This window comes from Aeromonas sp. QDB54, assembly GCF_027707385.1.
In the GTDB taxonomy this organism is placed as follows: domain Bacteria; phylum Pseudomonadota; class Gammaproteobacteria; order Enterobacterales; family Aeromonadaceae; genus Aeromonas; species Aeromonas hydrophila.
In genome coordinates this window covers 1-15,485 of the sequence record NZ_JAPCIT010000011.1, presented here as the reverse complement: position 1 = coordinate 15,485, position 15,485 = coordinate 1, and the positions used below count along the sequence as shown (strand labels likewise).

14 protein-coding genes are annotated in these 15,485 nt (G+C 62.1%); 10 read left to right on the top strand and 4 right to left on the bottom strand.

The genetic code is table 11. The annotated features are described in order from the left end of the window. Positions 1-279 precede the first annotated feature (279 nt). Complete coding sequence (gene azu / locus PG881_RS12460; RefSeq protein WP_016351438.1) at positions 280-720, top strand: azurin; 441 nt, start codon at positions 280-282, stop codon at positions 718-720. Positions 721-920: 200 nt separating this feature from the next. Beyond that, complete coding sequence (locus tag PG881_RS12455; protein ID WP_011706750.1) at positions 921-1,124, top strand: hypothetical protein; 204 nt, start codon at positions 921-923, stop codon at positions 1,122-1,124. 25 nt (positions 1,125-1,149) lie between these two features. On the opposite strand, the gene PG881_RS12450 is transcribed toward PG881_RS12455, so the two are convergent. Beyond that, positions 1,150-1,707 (bottom strand): HutD family protein, encoded by a 558-nt coding sequence (locus tag PG881_RS12450; RefSeq protein ID WP_203133377.1) that lies wholly within the window; start codon positions 1,705-1,707, stop codon positions 1,150-1,152. A 282-nt stretch (positions 1,708-1,989) separates the two neighbouring features. On the opposite strand from PG881_RS12450, the gene PG881_RS12445 reads away from it, so the two are divergent. Both PG881_RS12445 and PG881_RS12440 read left to right on the top strand, forming a co-directional pair. After that, positions 1,990-2,958 (top strand): nucleoside hydrolase, encoded by a 969-nt coding sequence (locus PG881_RS12445; protein WP_203133378.1) that lies wholly within the window; start codon positions 1,990-1,992, stop codon positions 2,956-2,958. A 122-nt stretch (positions 2,959-3,080) separates the two neighbouring features. Further along, positions 3,081-3,416, top strand: a complete 336-nt coding sequence (locus PG881_RS12440) for a DUF3634 family protein (protein ID WP_017410690.1) — start codon at positions 3,081-3,083, stop codon at positions 3,414-3,416. A gap of 62 nt (positions 3,417-3,478) precedes the next feature. Here PG881_RS12440 and PG881_RS12435 read toward each other — a convergent pair whose 3' ends face one another. Both PG881_RS12435 and PG881_RS12430 read right to left on the bottom strand, forming a co-directional pair. Beyond that, positions 3,479-4,678 carry a c-type cytochrome gene (locus tag PG881_RS12435; RefSeq protein WP_042067417.1) on the bottom strand — a complete coding sequence of 400 codons (1,200 nt, stop codon included), beginning with the start codon at positions 4,676-4,678 and terminating at the stop codon, positions 3,479-3,481. Beyond that, positions 4,675-6,600 carry an NAD(P)-binding protein gene (locus PG881_RS12430; RefSeq protein ID WP_264098295.1) on the bottom strand — a complete coding sequence of 642 codons (1,926 nt, stop codon included), beginning with the start codon at positions 6,598-6,600 and terminating at the stop codon, positions 4,675-4,677. The genes PG881_RS12435 and PG881_RS12430 overlap by 4 nt, the downstream gene beginning before the upstream one ends. 636 nt (positions 6,601-7,236) lie before the next feature. Between PG881_RS12430 and cyoA the strand changes: the two genes are divergently transcribed. The 6 genes from cyoA to PG881_RS12400 all read left to right on the top strand — a co-directional run bounded on the left by cyoA (position 7,237) and on the right by PG881_RS12400 (position 13,638). After that, on the top strand, positions 7,237-8,280 hold the full coding sequence (gene cyoA, locus PG881_RS12425) for a cytochrome o ubiquinol oxidase subunit II (RefSeq protein WP_372240756.1): 1,044 nt from the start codon (positions 7,237-7,239) through the stop codon (positions 8,278-8,280). After that, a complete protein-coding gene (gene cyoB / locus PG881_RS12420; protein ID WP_024945052.1) occupies positions 8,280-10,256 on the top strand; it encodes a cytochrome o ubiquinol oxidase subunit I in 1,977 nt (658 codons plus the stop codon). Before cyoA ends, cyoB begins: the two co-directional genes overlap by 1 nt. 4 nt (positions 10,257-10,260) lie before the next feature. Continuing rightward, entirely contained in the window at positions 10,261-10,872 is a 612-nt protein-coding gene (locus PG881_RS12415) for a cytochrome o ubiquinol oxidase subunit III (RefSeq protein ID WP_011706742.1), read from the top strand. Further along, a complete protein-coding gene (locus tag PG881_RS12410) occupies positions 10,873-11,202 on the top strand; it encodes a cytochrome o ubiquinol oxidase subunit IV (RefSeq protein ID WP_005302933.1) in 330 nt (109 codons plus the stop codon). A gap of 11 nt (positions 11,203-11,213) precedes the next feature. Beyond that, complete coding sequence (gene cyoE, locus PG881_RS12405; protein WP_005302932.1) at positions 11,214-12,110, top strand: heme o synthase; 897 nt, start codon at positions 11,214-11,216, stop codon at positions 12,108-12,110. A 166-nt stretch (positions 12,111-12,276) separates the two neighbouring features. Next, positions 12,277-13,638: an MFS transporter gene (locus PG881_RS12400; RefSeq protein ID WP_203133380.1), complete on the top strand. Its 1,362-nt coding sequence runs from the start codon at positions 12,277-12,279 to the stop codon at positions 13,636-13,638. Between the two features lie 73 nt (positions 13,639-13,711). Here the strand turns inward: PG881_RS12400 and PG881_RS12395 are convergent, their stop codons facing one another. Then, positions 13,712-15,394, bottom strand: coding sequence for an alpha/beta hydrolase (locus PG881_RS12395; protein ID WP_203133381.1), 1,683 nt, complete (start codon positions 15,392-15,394; stop codon positions 13,712-13,714). Between the last annotated feature and the right edge of the window lie 91 nt (positions 15,395-15,485).

Sequence of the window (15,485 nt, the reverse complement as noted above, 5' to 3'; positions counted from 1 at the left end):
GTCGCCAGCTTAGCCAAGGGGGCGACGGCGGGCGAGTCGCGGCTGGACAAAAGTGCGGGGGATAATTAAACAAAGAGTGGTTAGTGCGTGGCAGAGCCGGTTCGTCCAGACAAAAAATGGGGGCAATCTGGTGACCTGACCCGCAGCTTTGCGCTAAAGACATAGCTGAATGACGACAGTTGAGTAGAATAAGGTCGATTTTGACAGCATGTTTGCCAGCCATGGTGCGAGCCCGCAGGCAATTGTGTTGCCATCTATTGCCAATCAAAGGAGAGGATGATGAAAAAGGCGATTACCCTGCTGTTTCTGAGCACCCTGGCGGCCCCGGCTCTGGCCGATGAGTGCGCGTTGGTCATCGAAGGCAATGATGCCATGCAGTACAACCTCAAGGAGATGAGCGTCCCGGCCACCTGCAAAGAGGTCACCGTGACCCTGAACCATACCGGCAAGATGCCGGTGACCGCCATGGGCCACAACTGGGCGCTGGCCAACACCGCCGACTATCAGGCCGTGGCCACCGCGGGCATGAGCGCCGGTGCCGACAACAACTACCTGCCCAAGGATGACCCGCGCGTGCTGGCCCACACCAAACTGGTGGGCGGCGGCGAGAGCACCAGCGTCACCTTCAAGACCGACGGCCTGGCCGGCAAAGATCTCACCTTCTTCTGCTCCTTCCCCGGCCACTTCGCCATGATGAAGGGCACCTTCAAGGTCGGCTAAGCACAGCTTGTCGACCCAGAAGCCGGGCATTGCCCGGCTTTTTTGTGGCCGCTTGCGGCGATTTTGGCGTCAGTTGGATGCCGGTGCGTGCGCTATGGCGCGCCGTTTTATGATCCGGCGCCAGGTGAGCGGGGGAGTGAAAGGGTAAGATGGGCGCCTTTCGGGCCTGCTGGGCCCGCTCGAGAGGAACCAAGGTCGTCATGAAAGCCATGAAATGGGTGATCAGCGGTTGTCTGCTGCTGGTATGCGCCATCGCGCTGGCGGCGGAGCCGCCGGTCAAGAAGAGCAGAAACGGCATCTGCCATCCCCAGGGCGGCACCTATTACAGCCGCACCAAGCACTACACCCCCTATGACTCCATGCAGGCCTGCCTCGACAGTGGCGGACGGGCACCCAAACGCTGACTGATGTCAGGCCAGCACCTGCCGCCTACTTGGGCAGCAGGGTAAAGAAGGCGATGGCGCTCTTCTTCTGGCAGTCGAAGTGGATGCTCTGCTCGCCGCTGATCAGCAGGGTTTCGTTGACCGCCATGGGGTGGCCCGCCGCTGCGAGCTGGCCGCTCAACAGGTAACAGAGATAGGTCTTGTCCGCTTCCAAGGTGAGGGTGAGCGGGAAGGGCAGGTTGAGCACCCGCACATTGGCGCTGAGGCGGGCCGGATCATAGATGAGCCCCAGATCCGTCACCTCTTTTTTCAGCAGTTCGCAGTGGGTGTCGTCATCCCCGCTGAAGTGGGCCGCCTCGAAGGTGGCGTAGGGGTGGCCGTTGAGCACGAAGCCGGCCCCGCTGATGGGTAGCAGGATGCGCTGATAGCCGGGAAATTTCGAGAAGGGGCCGGCCCCCTTGATGGGCGCCGAGCTCAGCCGGTAGGCAAAATCGAGCTTGTCGAGGCTGGCGCCGGCAGGGGAGATGAGGATCTGGGCTGTGGTGCCCTGCTTGTTCTTCCAGGGCATCTTCAGCTGGTCGGACTCTTTTATCAGGGTGATCAATGGCGCCTCGGCAGGTGGTGAGCGGGGTTAATCGTGTGGCCAGTGATACCACCCAACCCGCCGCTCCACAAGGTTGCCGCCGTCGCTGGCCATCCGCTTGCCCACTATTTCGCCGATGCCACCCGCTTCGCCCCTCCTGGTCCCTTGCCGCGTCGTCATCCCTGTATGAAATGCCGCCACTTGGGCAAGGCGGGCAAGGGCAAAGCCTCAGGCTGTGATCCCGGCGCTGTTAAAGCGGCGGCGGCTCGCTACACTGGCTGCTCTGTTGCCCAAGGAGGCCCCATGACTCACAAGATCATTCTGGATACCGATCCCGGTATCGATGACGCCATGGCAATTCTGTTTGCCGAAGCCCATCCCGCCATCGAGCTGCTCGCCATCACCACGGTATTTGGCAATGCCACCATCGAGGACGGTACCCGCAACGCCCTCTGGCTCAAGCAGCAATACGGCATGAAGGCGGACGTGGCGCAGGGGGCGGCCGCCCCGCTGCGGCGCGAGCCGGTGGGCCCGACGACCGTGGTGCACGGGCCGAGCGGATTTGGTGACGTGACGGCGGGGGAGGTGGCCCTGGCGCCGGATCCCCGGCCGGCCTGGCAGTATATCGTCGAGGCGGTGAAGGCCGCCCCCGGCGAGATCACCCTGGTCACCATAGGTCCGCTCACCAACCTGGCACTGGCGCTGCAAGAGGCCCCTGAGATCACCGGCCTGGTGAAGCAGGTGGTGGTGATGGGGGGCGCCTTTGGTGTCAACGGTCATCGCGGCAACGTGACTCCCTATGCCGAGGCCAACATCCACGACGATCCGGATGCCGCCGACCGGGTATTCACCGCCGACTGGCCGGTGGTGATCATCGGGCTGGACGTGACCCAGCAGAGTTTCTTCAGCAGCGCCTATCTGGATGCGCTGCGCGACGACGCGGGTGAGCCGGGGCGCTTCCTGTGGGATGTCAGCCGCTTCTATCTGCGCTTCTACTCGGAGCGGATCGGGCTCGACGGCTGCCACGTGCATGACCCGTCCGCCATCGCCTACGTGATCGATCCGACCCTGTTCACCCTGCGCGAGGGGCCGGTGCGGGTCATCAACGAGGGGCCCGCCATCGGTCACACCCTGCAGAAATTTGACGGCAAGTCCCACCCCCATGACGGCTGGGCCGATTATCGTGCCCAGCAGGTCGGGGTGGCGGTGCGGGATCAGGCGCTGCTGGCGCTCTATCGGGAGACGCTGGTGGCCTGGGGCCGCAGCCGCTAGGGGAGCTTGGCGAGCAGGGTGCCTTGCGGCCGGGATTGAGGCGCGGCTGTGATCCGCGCCAAACAATCGGGGGTCAGTTGCGGCTTATACTGTCCGCAACCGTGTGAAGAAGGAGAAACAGGATGGCCTGGTTGTCGTTGCTGGTGGCGATCGCCCTCATCTGGTGGTTGATGAAGCTGGGGCGTGGCGCCCTGTTCGAGATCCGGCTTGCGCCAGGCAAGGTGCAGGTCAAGCGGGGCAAGGTGTCGCCGGCGTTCATCGAGCAGGCCAGGCAGATCCTGCGTCACGAGACGGTGCGCGGGCGCATCCTGGGTCAGCGCGATGGCGACGGGGTCAAGCTGGTCTTCTCCCGCTCCATTCCCGAGCCGGTAGCCCAGCGCTTTCGCAACATTTTCCCCTATGGCGATTACCGGCTGGGGGCGGTGCCGCTCTCCGGCTCCAAACCGCGCAAGGGGTGAGTCGTCACTCACATAGCAAACGGGCCTCCACTGGGGGCCCGTTTCGTTATGGTTGGCGCAAGTTATTGGTGCAGGGCGCGCTGGGCCTTGACCGTCTCCGGCTTGATGGCCACCCCTTCATTGCCCCAGGAGGCGCGCAGGGTGTTGACCAGCTCGGCGATCTGCTGATCGTTGAGGGTCCAGCCATAACCCGGCATGTGGTAGCCGATGTTGCCCTGGGTGACCGGGGTCTCGGCGCCGTGCAGCAGCACGTTGAGCAGGCTGCTCGGGTCCTCGGCCAGCACGGTCTGGTTGCCCACCAGCGAGGGGATCACGTGGTCATTGCCCTGGCCGTTGACTCCGTGGCAGGTGGAGCAGTACATGGCGTAGTCCGCCTTGCCGCCGGCGCTGGCGTAGGCCCGGTTGCCCTTGCTGGCCGCCGCGTCTCCGCCGAGTTCGGTCAGGTAGGTGGCGATGCTGGCCAGATCGGCGTCGCTGAAGTACTGGCTGCTGTGCGTGATCACTTCCGCCATGGGGCCGCTGACGGCCTGATGCTGGCTGCGGCCGGTTTTCAGCAGGTCGATCAGCGCCTGCTTGTCGTAGCGGGTGCCGCGAATGTTGGGGGCATACCAGCCATCCAGGGTGGCGCCGCTCAGATAGAGGGGATCTGCCTCGGTCAGGGCTTTTTCCTGCATGCCGAGCCCGCGCGGGGTGTGGCAGCTGCCACAGTGGCCCGCCCCCTGCACCAGATAAGCGCCGCGATTCCACTCCTCGCTCTTGCCAGCTACCGGGGTAAAGCGACTGTCATCGTGATAGACCCAGTTCCAGCCGTTGAGCGGCCAGCGCATGTTGAGCGGCCAGGGGATGTCGCTCTCCTTGTTGGCAACAGCCTGCGGCTGCACATCCTGCATCAGGTAGTGGTAGAGGGCGGTGAGATCCTCGTCGCTCATCTTGGCGTAGGCGGTGTAGGGCATGGCCGGGTAGAGGGGATCGCCGCTGCGGGTGATCCCTTCGCGCATCACCTTGATGAACTCGGGCAGGCTGTAGTTGCCGATGCCGTGGGTCTTGTCGGGGGTGATGTTGGTGGCATAGACGGTGCCGATGGGGGTGGGGAAGCCCTTGCCGCCGGCGAGCGGCTTGCTCGCCTCGCTGGTATGGCAGGCGGCGCAGTCACCCAGCTTGGCCACGTATTCGCCGGCCGACATGGCAGGCGCGGCCTGCAGGGTGAAGGCGGGCAGGGCCAACAGCACGGCGCTGGCTGTCAGGGTCAGGGAACGGATCATTTGGCACCTCCCTTGTGCATGGCAACCAGCTCGTTGACGGCGCGCCAGGCCTGATCGATGGCGGAGTGGGCGTAGGGGCTCCAGTCCGAGTCGGAGTTGGCGATGGTGATGTTGCCGACCGGCTGGCGACCCAGCTCGATCCACTTGTCGCACTGCTCCTCGTCATCGAACAGGGTGTTGGTGATGTAGGAGTAGCCGTGGGACCAGCGGTTGACCGTGATGGCGAGGATGTCCTGCTCATGGTTGAAACCGGCGCCGCCCAGCATCCCCTGCAACTGTTCGCGGATCATCTGCTCGTGCTGCTCGAACGGCATGCCGAGGATCATGGCGCGCCCCTTGCGGGACTGCTCGCGGGCCGACAGACCGCTGCCAGGCAGGGTCGGCACGTAGACCATGTGCAGGCACATGGGCTGATCCGGGTTCTTGGGATGCTCGTAGCCGCCGAGGTTGACCGGGTAGTCGAGCTTGACCCGGCTGTAGGGGGCGGCGGGAGAGTAGACCTCGTGCACCCCCAGCTTGACGAAGGACTGCCAGTTCTTGATCACCACCTTGGTGTAGACCAGCGGCGCCTTGACGTTCTGGCGCAGCGCCTCCTTCTGGGGCTCCGCCATCTCGGGCACCATGTAGGGGATCATCATGTTGTAGCCGGCCATGATGGACTGCCTGGCCCGCACCCGGTGCAGTTTCCCCTCCTTGATGTAGGTGACGTCCACTCCCTGTTTGCCGTCTTTGAGCGGCACGTTTTTGGCCTGCAGTGCCGTGCTGCCAAGGCGCAGCTGCACCTTGTGCTCGGGCAGGTCGAGCTTGCTGTAGTCAAACTTGGCCAGCACCACGTCCTGCATGGTGTGGCCGGGGGCTACCTGCGGGATGAGCTTGCGCACCATCAAGCGGGTCAGGCCGGCGTTGCCGTCCGGGAAGTGGAAGATGTAGGGATCGTCGAGCTCCGCCTGCTCTTCGGCATCGAGCGGGGTCAGGTTCATGCCGCCGAAACCGGGCAGGGCGCACAGGCGTGCATCGGCGCAGGCGGTGGCGTCGATGCCGACCGCCTGGAAGTCGTTAGTGCGTTGCTGGAAGTAGGTGATGGCCCGCTCGCTCAGGCCCACCTTGTCGCGCAGGAAGGTGGTGTAGCTGTTGCGGGTCATCCAGAGGTCTTTTTCCGCCTGAGTCATGCCGCTCAGGTAGTCGGTCTTCTCCTCATGCAGCGCCAGCAGGGCCGCCTTGTCACTCTCATCGAGCGGGAAGTCGCCGATGAACTCTGCCAGCGGCCGGCCGTTCAGGCGATCGCGCGGGATGTCGTCGGCCACGTTGTGGCCCGGGTCGCCGCTCACCACCTTGTTGACGCCAAAGTGCTTCTCGTCGAAGTAGACGCCGCGGCTCAGGCCCAGATCCGGGTAGAAGGTCTGCTGGAAGCCTTTGGCCAGCTCGTCGATGTTGACCTCCAGCGTCTTGAGCAGCCCCAGTGCCACCGGGCTGTAGACAGAGCGCGGTGATTGCAGGGATTCGCTGCCGCCGTAACCCAGCCGCAGGCCGTCGGGAGTGGCGAACTCGTTGCGCTTGGCGTGGCCGCCGAAGTCATCGTGGTTGTCGAGCAGCAGGATCTTTTTGTCCGCGCCGAGCAGTTGCTGATAGAAGCAAGCCGCCGCCAGACCGCTGATGCCGGCGCCGACGATCACCAGATCGTATTCGCCCTCGAGGGGAATGTTGGCAAAGTCATACTGCTTGCCGTCGCGGGCGATGCTGTGGGCCGGTTCGAAGGAGCCCGGGTGGTTGCCGCGCAGGCCGGTGAGGGCGGGCGGGTAGACCAGCGTTTTTTCAGCCAGCGCCGTGCCGCCTTCGGCCGCTTGCAGCAGCTTGATGGGGGCAACCCCGGCCGCAATGGTGATGGCGACGCCGTTGAGAAAGTCTCTGCGTGTGATGCTCATGGCAATCCCTGTGTATGAAGAGTCGAGTGAGAAATGGGATAAGGTTGAATTCGTGACTGGCGAGTAACGAAGGGGCGCAACCTACCGCCATATCCGGATGGAGTCCATGGGTTTGATAATAACTTATTAAACAAAATGATGGACCCTGTGATCGGCCAGGTCGTATGAGACGTATGTGGTGTGCATGTTTGCGGGTAAAGCCGCACCAACATCATGGAATTAATTGAAATTTAATTTGATTAATTATGGTTAATTTCGAGTCCCGTTATTGTTCGGCCCTGAGCGGCCAAATGTGCACGGATTTCAGCCCGGAATTTCGCCGGCTAGCCACAAAGGGGTGTCATTTGTCCTTGTTAAGTAAAGGGTTAAATCACGGAGTGTCTGTTTAATAAACAGATACAGGGTGAAATGGCACCAGCTGGCGATGAAAGGGGGTCGAGGTGGTTTTGATAATTTTCATGACGTCAAGGCATTAACATGCAACACACAGAAATCGCAATCCACACACAAGTGAAAGATTAATTTTTCATGTTGTTCACATCCCCCCCGGTTGAAATAGAATGCTGCGTTTTTCTTACAACTTTAGCCCTGCGAAGATGAGGACATTGCATGAGACCTTTTGATGTAAAGAGGGGCTTGGGCGCTTTGCTGTTGCTCGCGACTGCCGGCTTGCTGAGCGGCTGCGACATGGCTCTGATGAGCCCCAAGGGACAAGTTGGTCTGGAGCAGAAGTCACTGATACTGACCGCACTCGGCTTGATGCTGATCGTGGTGGTGCCGGTGATCGTGATGGCGGTGGCGTTCGCTTACAAATACCGAGCGTCCAACACCAAGGCCACCTATGCACCGGACTGGGCCCACTCCAACAAGATTGAAGCGGTCGTCTGGACCGTACCCGTCATTATTGTCGCCATCCTGGCGGTGATCACCTGGAAAACCTCCCATTCTCTGGATCCCTACAAACCGTTGGAATCCGAGGTGAAACCGATCCAGGTCGATGTCATCTCCCTTGACTGGAAATGGTTGTTTGTCTATCCGGAACTGGGCATCGCCTCGGTCAACGAGCTGGCATTCCCGGTCAACACCCCGGTCAATTTCCGGGTGACGTCCGACACCGTGATGAACTCCTTCTTCATTCCCCAGCTGGGCGGCCAGATCTACGCCATGGCGGGCATGCAGACCAAGCTGCACCTGATCGCCAACGAGGCAGGCCAGTACAAGGGCATCTCGGGCGGCTACAGCGGCGCCGGTTTCTCAGGCATGAAGTTCAACGCCATCGCGACCCAGGATCAAGCCGGTTTCGACGCCTGGGTTGCCAAGGTGAAGGCCTCCTCCAAGGCGCTCAACACCATGGATGAATTCAATGCCCTGGCCAAGAAGAGCGAAAACCACCCGGTGGAGTATTTCGCCAGCGCCGATCCCAAGCTGTTCGTCAACATCATCAACAAGTTCATGGGTGACATGAAGCACGGCGAGCATGCCGCCATGCAACACGGCGAAAAGCAGGCCGCGATGTCCCATGACGAGTCCATGAGCCACGAGGGGATGGAGCATGATGCCTCCATGAACCACGCAGGCATGGAGCACGGCGACGCCATGCACCATGAGGCCCAGGGCGAGCAGATGGACCACGCCGGCCACATGCCGGCCGACAAGACTGTGAAAGCGGGTACTAACTGATGTTTGGAAAATTAACACTCGACGCTATTCCGTACCATGAACCCATCATCATGGTCACGATAGCCGGTATCATTCTGGGGGGCCTGGCCGTCGCCGGGCTCATCACCTATTTCGGCAAGTGGCAATATCTGTGGAAAGAGTGGCTCACCTCGGTGGACCACAAACGCCTCGGTATCATGTATCTCATCCTCGGCATGGTGATGCTGCTGCGCGGCTTTGCCGATGCGGTGATGATGCGTACCCAGCAGGTCATGGCCTCAGCCGGTGGCGAGGGCATACTGCCACCGCACCACTACGACCAGATCTTCACCGCCCACGGCGTCATCATGATCTTCTTCGTGGCGATGCCGCTGGTGATCGGTCTGATGAACATCGTGGTGCCGCTGCAGATCGGTGCCCGTGACGTCGCCTTCCCCTTCCTGAACAACCTGAGCTTCTGGTTCACCGCCGCTGCCGTGGTGCTGATCAACGTCTCCCTCGGGGTCGGTGAATTCGCCCAGACCGGCTGGCTGGCCTATCCGCCCTTGTCGGGGCTGGAGTTCAGTCCGGGGGTCGGGGTCGATTACTGGATCTGGAGTCTGCAGATCTCGGGTCTGGGAACCCTGCTGACCGGCGTGAACTTCTTCGCCACCATCATCAAGATGCGCGCGCCTGGCATGACCATGATGCGCCTGCCGGTGTTCACCTGGACCGCCCTGTGCGCCAACGTGCTGATCATCGCCTCCTTCCCGATCCTGACTGTCACCATCGCCCTGCTCACCGCAGACCGCTACCTGGGTACCCATTTCTTTACCAATGACATGGGTGGCAACATGATGATGTACATCAACCTGATCTGGGCCTGGGGTCACCCCGAGGTGTACATCCTGGTACTGCCGGTATTCGGGATCTTCTCCGAAGTGGTGGCGACCTTCTGCAAGAAGAAGCTGTTCGGTTACACCTCGCTGGTGTGGGCGACCATCGCCATTACCGTGCTCTCCTTCATCGTCTGGCTGCACCACTTCTTTACCATGGGGTCGGGCGCCAACGTGAATGCCTTCTTTGGCATCACCACCATGATCATCTCCATCCCGACCGGGGTGAAGATCTTCAACTGGTTGTTCACCATGTACCGCGGTCGCATCGAGTTCACCTCGCCCATGCTGTGGACCGTCGGTTTCATCATCACCTTCACCGTGGGTGGCATGACCGGGGTACTGCTTTCCGTGCCGGCCGCCAACTTCGTGCTGCACAACAGCCTGTTCCTGATTGCCCACTTCCACAACGTCATCATCGGCGGCGTGGTGTTCGGTTGCTTCGCCGGTATCACCTACTGGTTCCCGAAAGCATTCGGCTTCAAGCTGGATGACGTCTGGGGCAAGCGTGCCTTCTGGTGCTGGATCACCGGCTTCTTCGTCGCCTTCATGCCGCTCTACGTACTGGGCTTCATGGGCATGACCCGTCGCGTCAGCCAGAACATCGATCCCGAGTTCCACGGCTGGCTGGTGGTGGCTGCCTGCGGCGCCGGCCTTATCGCGTTGGGCGTACTGTGCCAGGTGATCCAGATCGTGGTCAGCATCCGCGACCGCGAGAAGAACCGCGACCTGACCGGCGATCCCTGGGGCGGTCGTACCCTGGAGTGGTCCACTTCCTCACCGCCCCCCTTCTACAACTTCGCCATCGAGCCGAAGATCAAGGGACTGGATGCGTTCTGGGAAGCCAAGCAGGACGGTTCCGCTTATCAGCAGCCCAAGCACTATGACCCGATCCACATGCCGAAAAACTCCGGTGCCGGCGTCATCATCGCCGCCTTCAGCACCCTGTTTGGCTTTGCCATGATCTGGCACATCTGGTGGATGGCCATCGCCGGCTTCGTCGGCATGATCGCCACCTGGATCATCCACAGCTTCAACGACGACGTGGACTACTACGTGCAGGTTGACGAGATCGAGCGGATCGAGCGTCAGCATTTTGAAAATATCAACAAGGTGGCTTAATTCCATGGCGACTGACGTTCTACATCACACCCAGGGTGCCCATGAGGATGGGCACCACGATGCCGGTGCCAACAAGGTATTCGGCTTCTGGATCTACCTGATGAGTGACTGCATCCTGTTCGCGACCCTGTTCGCGACCTATGCGGTCCTGGTCAACGGCACTGCCGGCGGTCCGAGCGGCAAGGACATCTTCGAACTGCCGTTCGTGTTTGCCGAAACCATGCTGCTGCTGCTGAGCTCCATCACCTTCGGCTTCGGCATGCTGGCCATGAACAAGAACAAGGTAGCGGCGGTGAACACCTGGCTGTTCATCACCTTCCTGTTCGGCGCCGGCTTCATCGCGATGGAAATCTATGAATTCCATCACCTGATTGCCGAGGGCTACGGTCCGGATCGCAGTGGCTTCCTCTCTGCCTTCTTCACCCTGGTGGGCACCCACGGTATCCACGTGACCAGCGGTCTTATCTGGATCATCGTGATGATGGTGCTGGTCGCCAAGAAGGGGCTGACCGATCGCAACCGTACCCGTCTGATGTGCCTGAGCCTGTTCTGGCACTTCCTCGACGTGGTGTGGATCTGCGTCTTCACCGTGGTCTATCTGATGGGGGTCATGTAAATGAGTCATTCCGTTGACAATCACGGCGCCAGCCACGGCAGCGCCAAGAGCTACCTGATCGGCTTCGTGCTGTCCCTGATCCTGACCGCAGTGCCGTTCTGGATGGTGATGGACGGCTCCGCCTCCCACACCACTGTGCTGGCCACCGTGGTCGGCATGGCGGTGGTGCAGATCTTCGTGCATCTGGTCTACTTCCTGCACATGAACACCTCGTCCGAGGAGCGCTGGAACCTGGTGGCACTGATCTTTACCGTGCTCATCATCGCCATCGTGGTCGTGGGTTCCCTGTGGATCATGTACAACCTCAACATCAACATGATGGTTCACTGAGCAGGTTGGCAATGATGATGAAGCAATACCTGCAAGTGACCAAGCCGGGCATCATCTTCGGTAACCTCATCTCGGTTATCGGAGGGTTCCTGCTGGCCTCCAAGGGGAGCCTGGATGTGCCCCTGTTCATTCTGACCATGGCTGGTGTATCACTGGTGGTCGCCTCCGGTTGCGTGTTCAACAACTACATCGACCGGGACATCGACTGCATCATGGAGCGCACCAAGAACCGTGCTCTGGTGAAGGGTCTGATCGCCCCCGGCGTATCACTCTGGTACGCCACCGCGCTCGGCATTGCGGGCATTGCACTGCTCTACTTTGCGGCCAATCCGTTGGCCGCCTTGCTGGCGGTGCTGGGCTTCATTGTCTATGTGGGGGTCTACAGCCTCTACATGAAGCGTCATTCGGTCTACGGCACCCTGGTCGGCAGCCTCTCCGGCGCCGCGCCGCCGGTCATCGGCTACTGCGCGGTGAGCGGTCAGTTCGACTCGGGCGCCTTGATCCTGCTGGCGATCTTCAGCCTGTGGCAGATGCCGCACTCCTATGCGATCGCCATCTTCCGCTTCAAGGATTACCAGGCGGCCAACATCCCGGTACTGCCGGTGGTGAAGGGGATCCCGGTGGCCAAGCTCCACATCACCCTCTACATCCTGGCCTTCATGGTGCCGACCCTGATGCTGTTCCTCGGCGGTTACGCCGGTTACAAGTATCTGGTGGTGGCCACCGCGGTCAGCGTCTGGTGGCTGGGGATGGCGCTGTCTGGCTACAAGGCGGCGGTGGATGACTCCCTCTGGGCGCGCAAGCTGTTCATGTTCTCCATCGTCACCATCACTTGTCTCAGCGTGATGATGTCGGTGGACTTCCAGCCGGAGGCCGAGCCTGCGGTGCTGGTGAGCATGCTGCCCTGATAGTGTGAGTTGTGCCCCTAAATACATGAAATCCAGAGCCGGGAACCTTCCCGGCTCTGTTATTATGGGGCCGCCCCGTCGGGCACTTTTCCCTTGTGTCGGGTGTGGCATGGCGCGTGTCGGCCACCCCTTGAGTCTTCCTTTTCCCTGACCTATCGAGGCCATCATGAATGATTTCACCATGACGAGGGGCGAGCGCAGTGCCACCTGGGCGCTCGGCTCCGTCTTCTCGTTGCGCATGCTCGGCATGTTTATGGTGCTGCCGGTGCTGACCACCTACGGCATGTCGCTGGCGGGTGCTTCCGAGGCGCTCATCGGCCTGGCCATCGGCATCTACGGCATGACCCAGGCGCTGTTCCAGATCCCGTTCGGCCTGCTCTCCGACAAGGTGGGCCGCAAGCCCCTCATCGTCGGCGGTCTGCTGATGTTTGCCCTCGGCAGCGTGATCGCGGCACTGACCCACTCCATCTGGGGCGTGATCCTCGGTCGCGCTCTGCAGGGCAGCGGCGCCATCTCGGCCGCCGTGATGGCGCTCTTGTCGGATCTCACCCGCGAGCAGAACCGCACCAAGGCGATGGCCTTCATCGGGGTGAGCTTTGGCATCACCTTCGCCATCGCCATGGTGACCGGCCCCCTCATCACCCATGCGCTGGGGCTCTCCGGCCTGTTCTGGCTGATTGCCCTGCTGGCGCTGGCAGGCATCGCCGTCACCCTCTGGCTGGTGCCGACCCCGAGTGGCCACCTGCTCAATCGCGAGTCCGGCATGGTGAAGGGGGGGATGCGCACCGTGCTGACCAACCCGCGCCTGCTCAAGCTCAACTTCGGCATCCTCTGCGTGCACACCCTACTGATGTCGAGCTTCGTGGCGCTGCCACCGCTGCTGGAGCGCGCCGGTTTGCCCCGCGACAGCCAGTGGCAGGCTTATCTGGTCACCATGCTGATCGCCTTCGTCAGCGTGGTGCCCTTCATCATCTATGCCGAGAAGCGCAGAAAGATGAAGCGGGTGTTCCAGATCTGCGTGCTGGTGATGCTCATCGCCGAGCTGGTGCTCTGGCAAAGCGGCCTGCAGCTGTGGGGCCTGCTCGCCGGCCTGCAGATCTTCTTCATTGGTTTCAACGTGATGGAGGCGCTGCTGCCCTCTCTTATCAGCAAGGAGTCACCCCCCGGCTACAAGGGCACCGCTATGGGGATCTACTCCACCAGCCAGTTCATCGGGGTGGCCATCGGCGGCAGCCTCGGCGGCCTGCTCTACAGCCTGGGCGGCGGCGCCCTGGTGTTTGGCGGCTGCGCCGCGCTGGCCCTGGTCTGGCTCGGGGTCAGCCTGACCATGGCCGAGCCCCCCTATGTGAGCAGCCTGCGCATCGTGTTGCCGGAAGGGGTGGAGGCCGACGCGGCGCTCGAGCAGAAGATCCGCGCCTGCGAGGGGGTGAGCGACGTGCTGCTGGCCGCTGCGGAGCGCTCCGTCTATGTGAAGGTGGACAGCAAGCGCCTGAGCCGGCGCGATCTGGAGTCGCTGGTCGCCGCCTGAGGACGCTTGCCTGCATGAAAAAGCCCGCCAATTCGGCGGGCTTTTTATTGGGAGGTGCTCAGTATGACAGGGCTCAGTCGGCCAGGCAGCGCTGCTCGGCGGGCAGGCTCGCGCCATCCCCCAACAGCAGGGTGCTGAGGGCCGCCTGGGCGCAGCGGGAGCTGTTGAGCTGGCCATGCCGGTTGCTCTGCTCTACCTGCACCAGGCGGGCGGCGCTGCCAAAGGCGGCCTGCATCTGGCGGGCACCGGCGAAGGGGGTATTGGGATCGTACTCGGCGCCGAGCACCAGGGCCCTGGCATCATCCGGCAGCTTTATCTCGCCGGCGCCGTAGCTGGCGATGGGCTGGCGCGGATAGGGCCAGTCGGCGCAGGTGTTGAAGCTGTTGGCCAGCAGCAGGGCGCCGGCCCCCTGGAAGGCGGCATCTTCCGGGTCCAGCATTTGCCAGCCATAGGGCTCGCTGTTGTCGGTACAGTGGATGGCGCTGAAGAAGGGCATCTCCAACAGCGCCGGATAGGGTTTTTCGTCGGCCTGCTCCTTGGCGAGGCGGGCCAGCAGGGGGCCGGCATCGTCCTGCTGCCAGAAGACGAGCTGATCGTCGCGCTGGCTGCCGCTGATGGCATCGCTCAGCACCGCCACCCAGCTGGCGCGGTCGAGCACATTGCCCTGGTTGTCCACATAGCGGCCGTTGTCGCGAACCTGGCGGGTCACCACCATGCTGCGCTGCAGCGCCTGATCCCCGAAGCGCCAGGCCAGTATGCGATTGGCATTTTCGGCATCGCCATGGAGGATGGCCGGGTAGCGGCTCTCGGCGGGGGACATCGGTGAGTCGACTACCAGATTGGCCACGTGGCTCGGGTAGCGGGCGGCATAGAGGGCAGCCAGGCGTGTGCCGTAGGAGAAGGTGATGGGGGTGATCCGCTCGCGCCCCAGGTGCTGGCGCAGGCGCTCCATGTCCTCGACCACGGCCCGCGAGCCCAGGTGCGGCGCATGCAGCCGCAGCGGCTCGTCGCAGCGCGCCAAGAGGGCCGTGCTGAAGGCCTTGCCCTGATCCGCCCCGCTCTGGAGCGCCGGCAGGGCGCCCTTGTCCCGGCTGGCGAACAGTTGGGCGAGCTGCGCCGGGCTCATGTCCGGCCGCACGCCTTGCTTGTCGGTCAGCAGACAGCTGCGCAGTTCGTGGCCGAGGGCGCTGTAACCGGCCCCGCGGGGATCCAGGGTGACGATGTCGTAGTGCTCAAGGATGGCGGGGTTGGCGCTGCGCAGCAGGTCGAGTAGGAGGCCGAGATCCGGGGTGGCCGAGGTGGGGCCGCCTGGGTTGTAGAACAGGGTGCCGCGATAGTCGCCGCTGGCGCGATAGTGCAGATAGAAGATATCCAGGGTGTCGCCCTTGACCGTGCGGGTCTCCTGTTTGACATGGGGTCGGACGGGTTTGTCCGACCAGGAGGAGAAGCGGGGGCTGTTGTCGGCGAAGAGGGAACTGTCGGCGCGTGCAGCGGATCGCTTTTCCCACTTGGTCTCCTTGATCTGGACCCACTCCTTGTCGTAATCGAGCGGCACCGTCAGGTAGTGGCAACTGACCTGACTGGCGGGAATGGCGATGCCGTCCTCCTGCCAGCCCTGGCGCAGCTGTTGGCAGACCTGACCGGCGTCATAGCCGGCGCGAATATGGCGGGCCTGGAAGGGCTCTTCTTTCTTTTCCAGATTGCAGCCTGCCAGCAATGCCGGTGCCAGCAGGGTCATGAGCAGCGTGTATTTCATTGTCTATTTCCATTCCTGATTACCCATGATTAGCAGTCAGTTACCACGAACTATACTGATCTTACGTACAGTTATCGAGGTGCGAGATCAT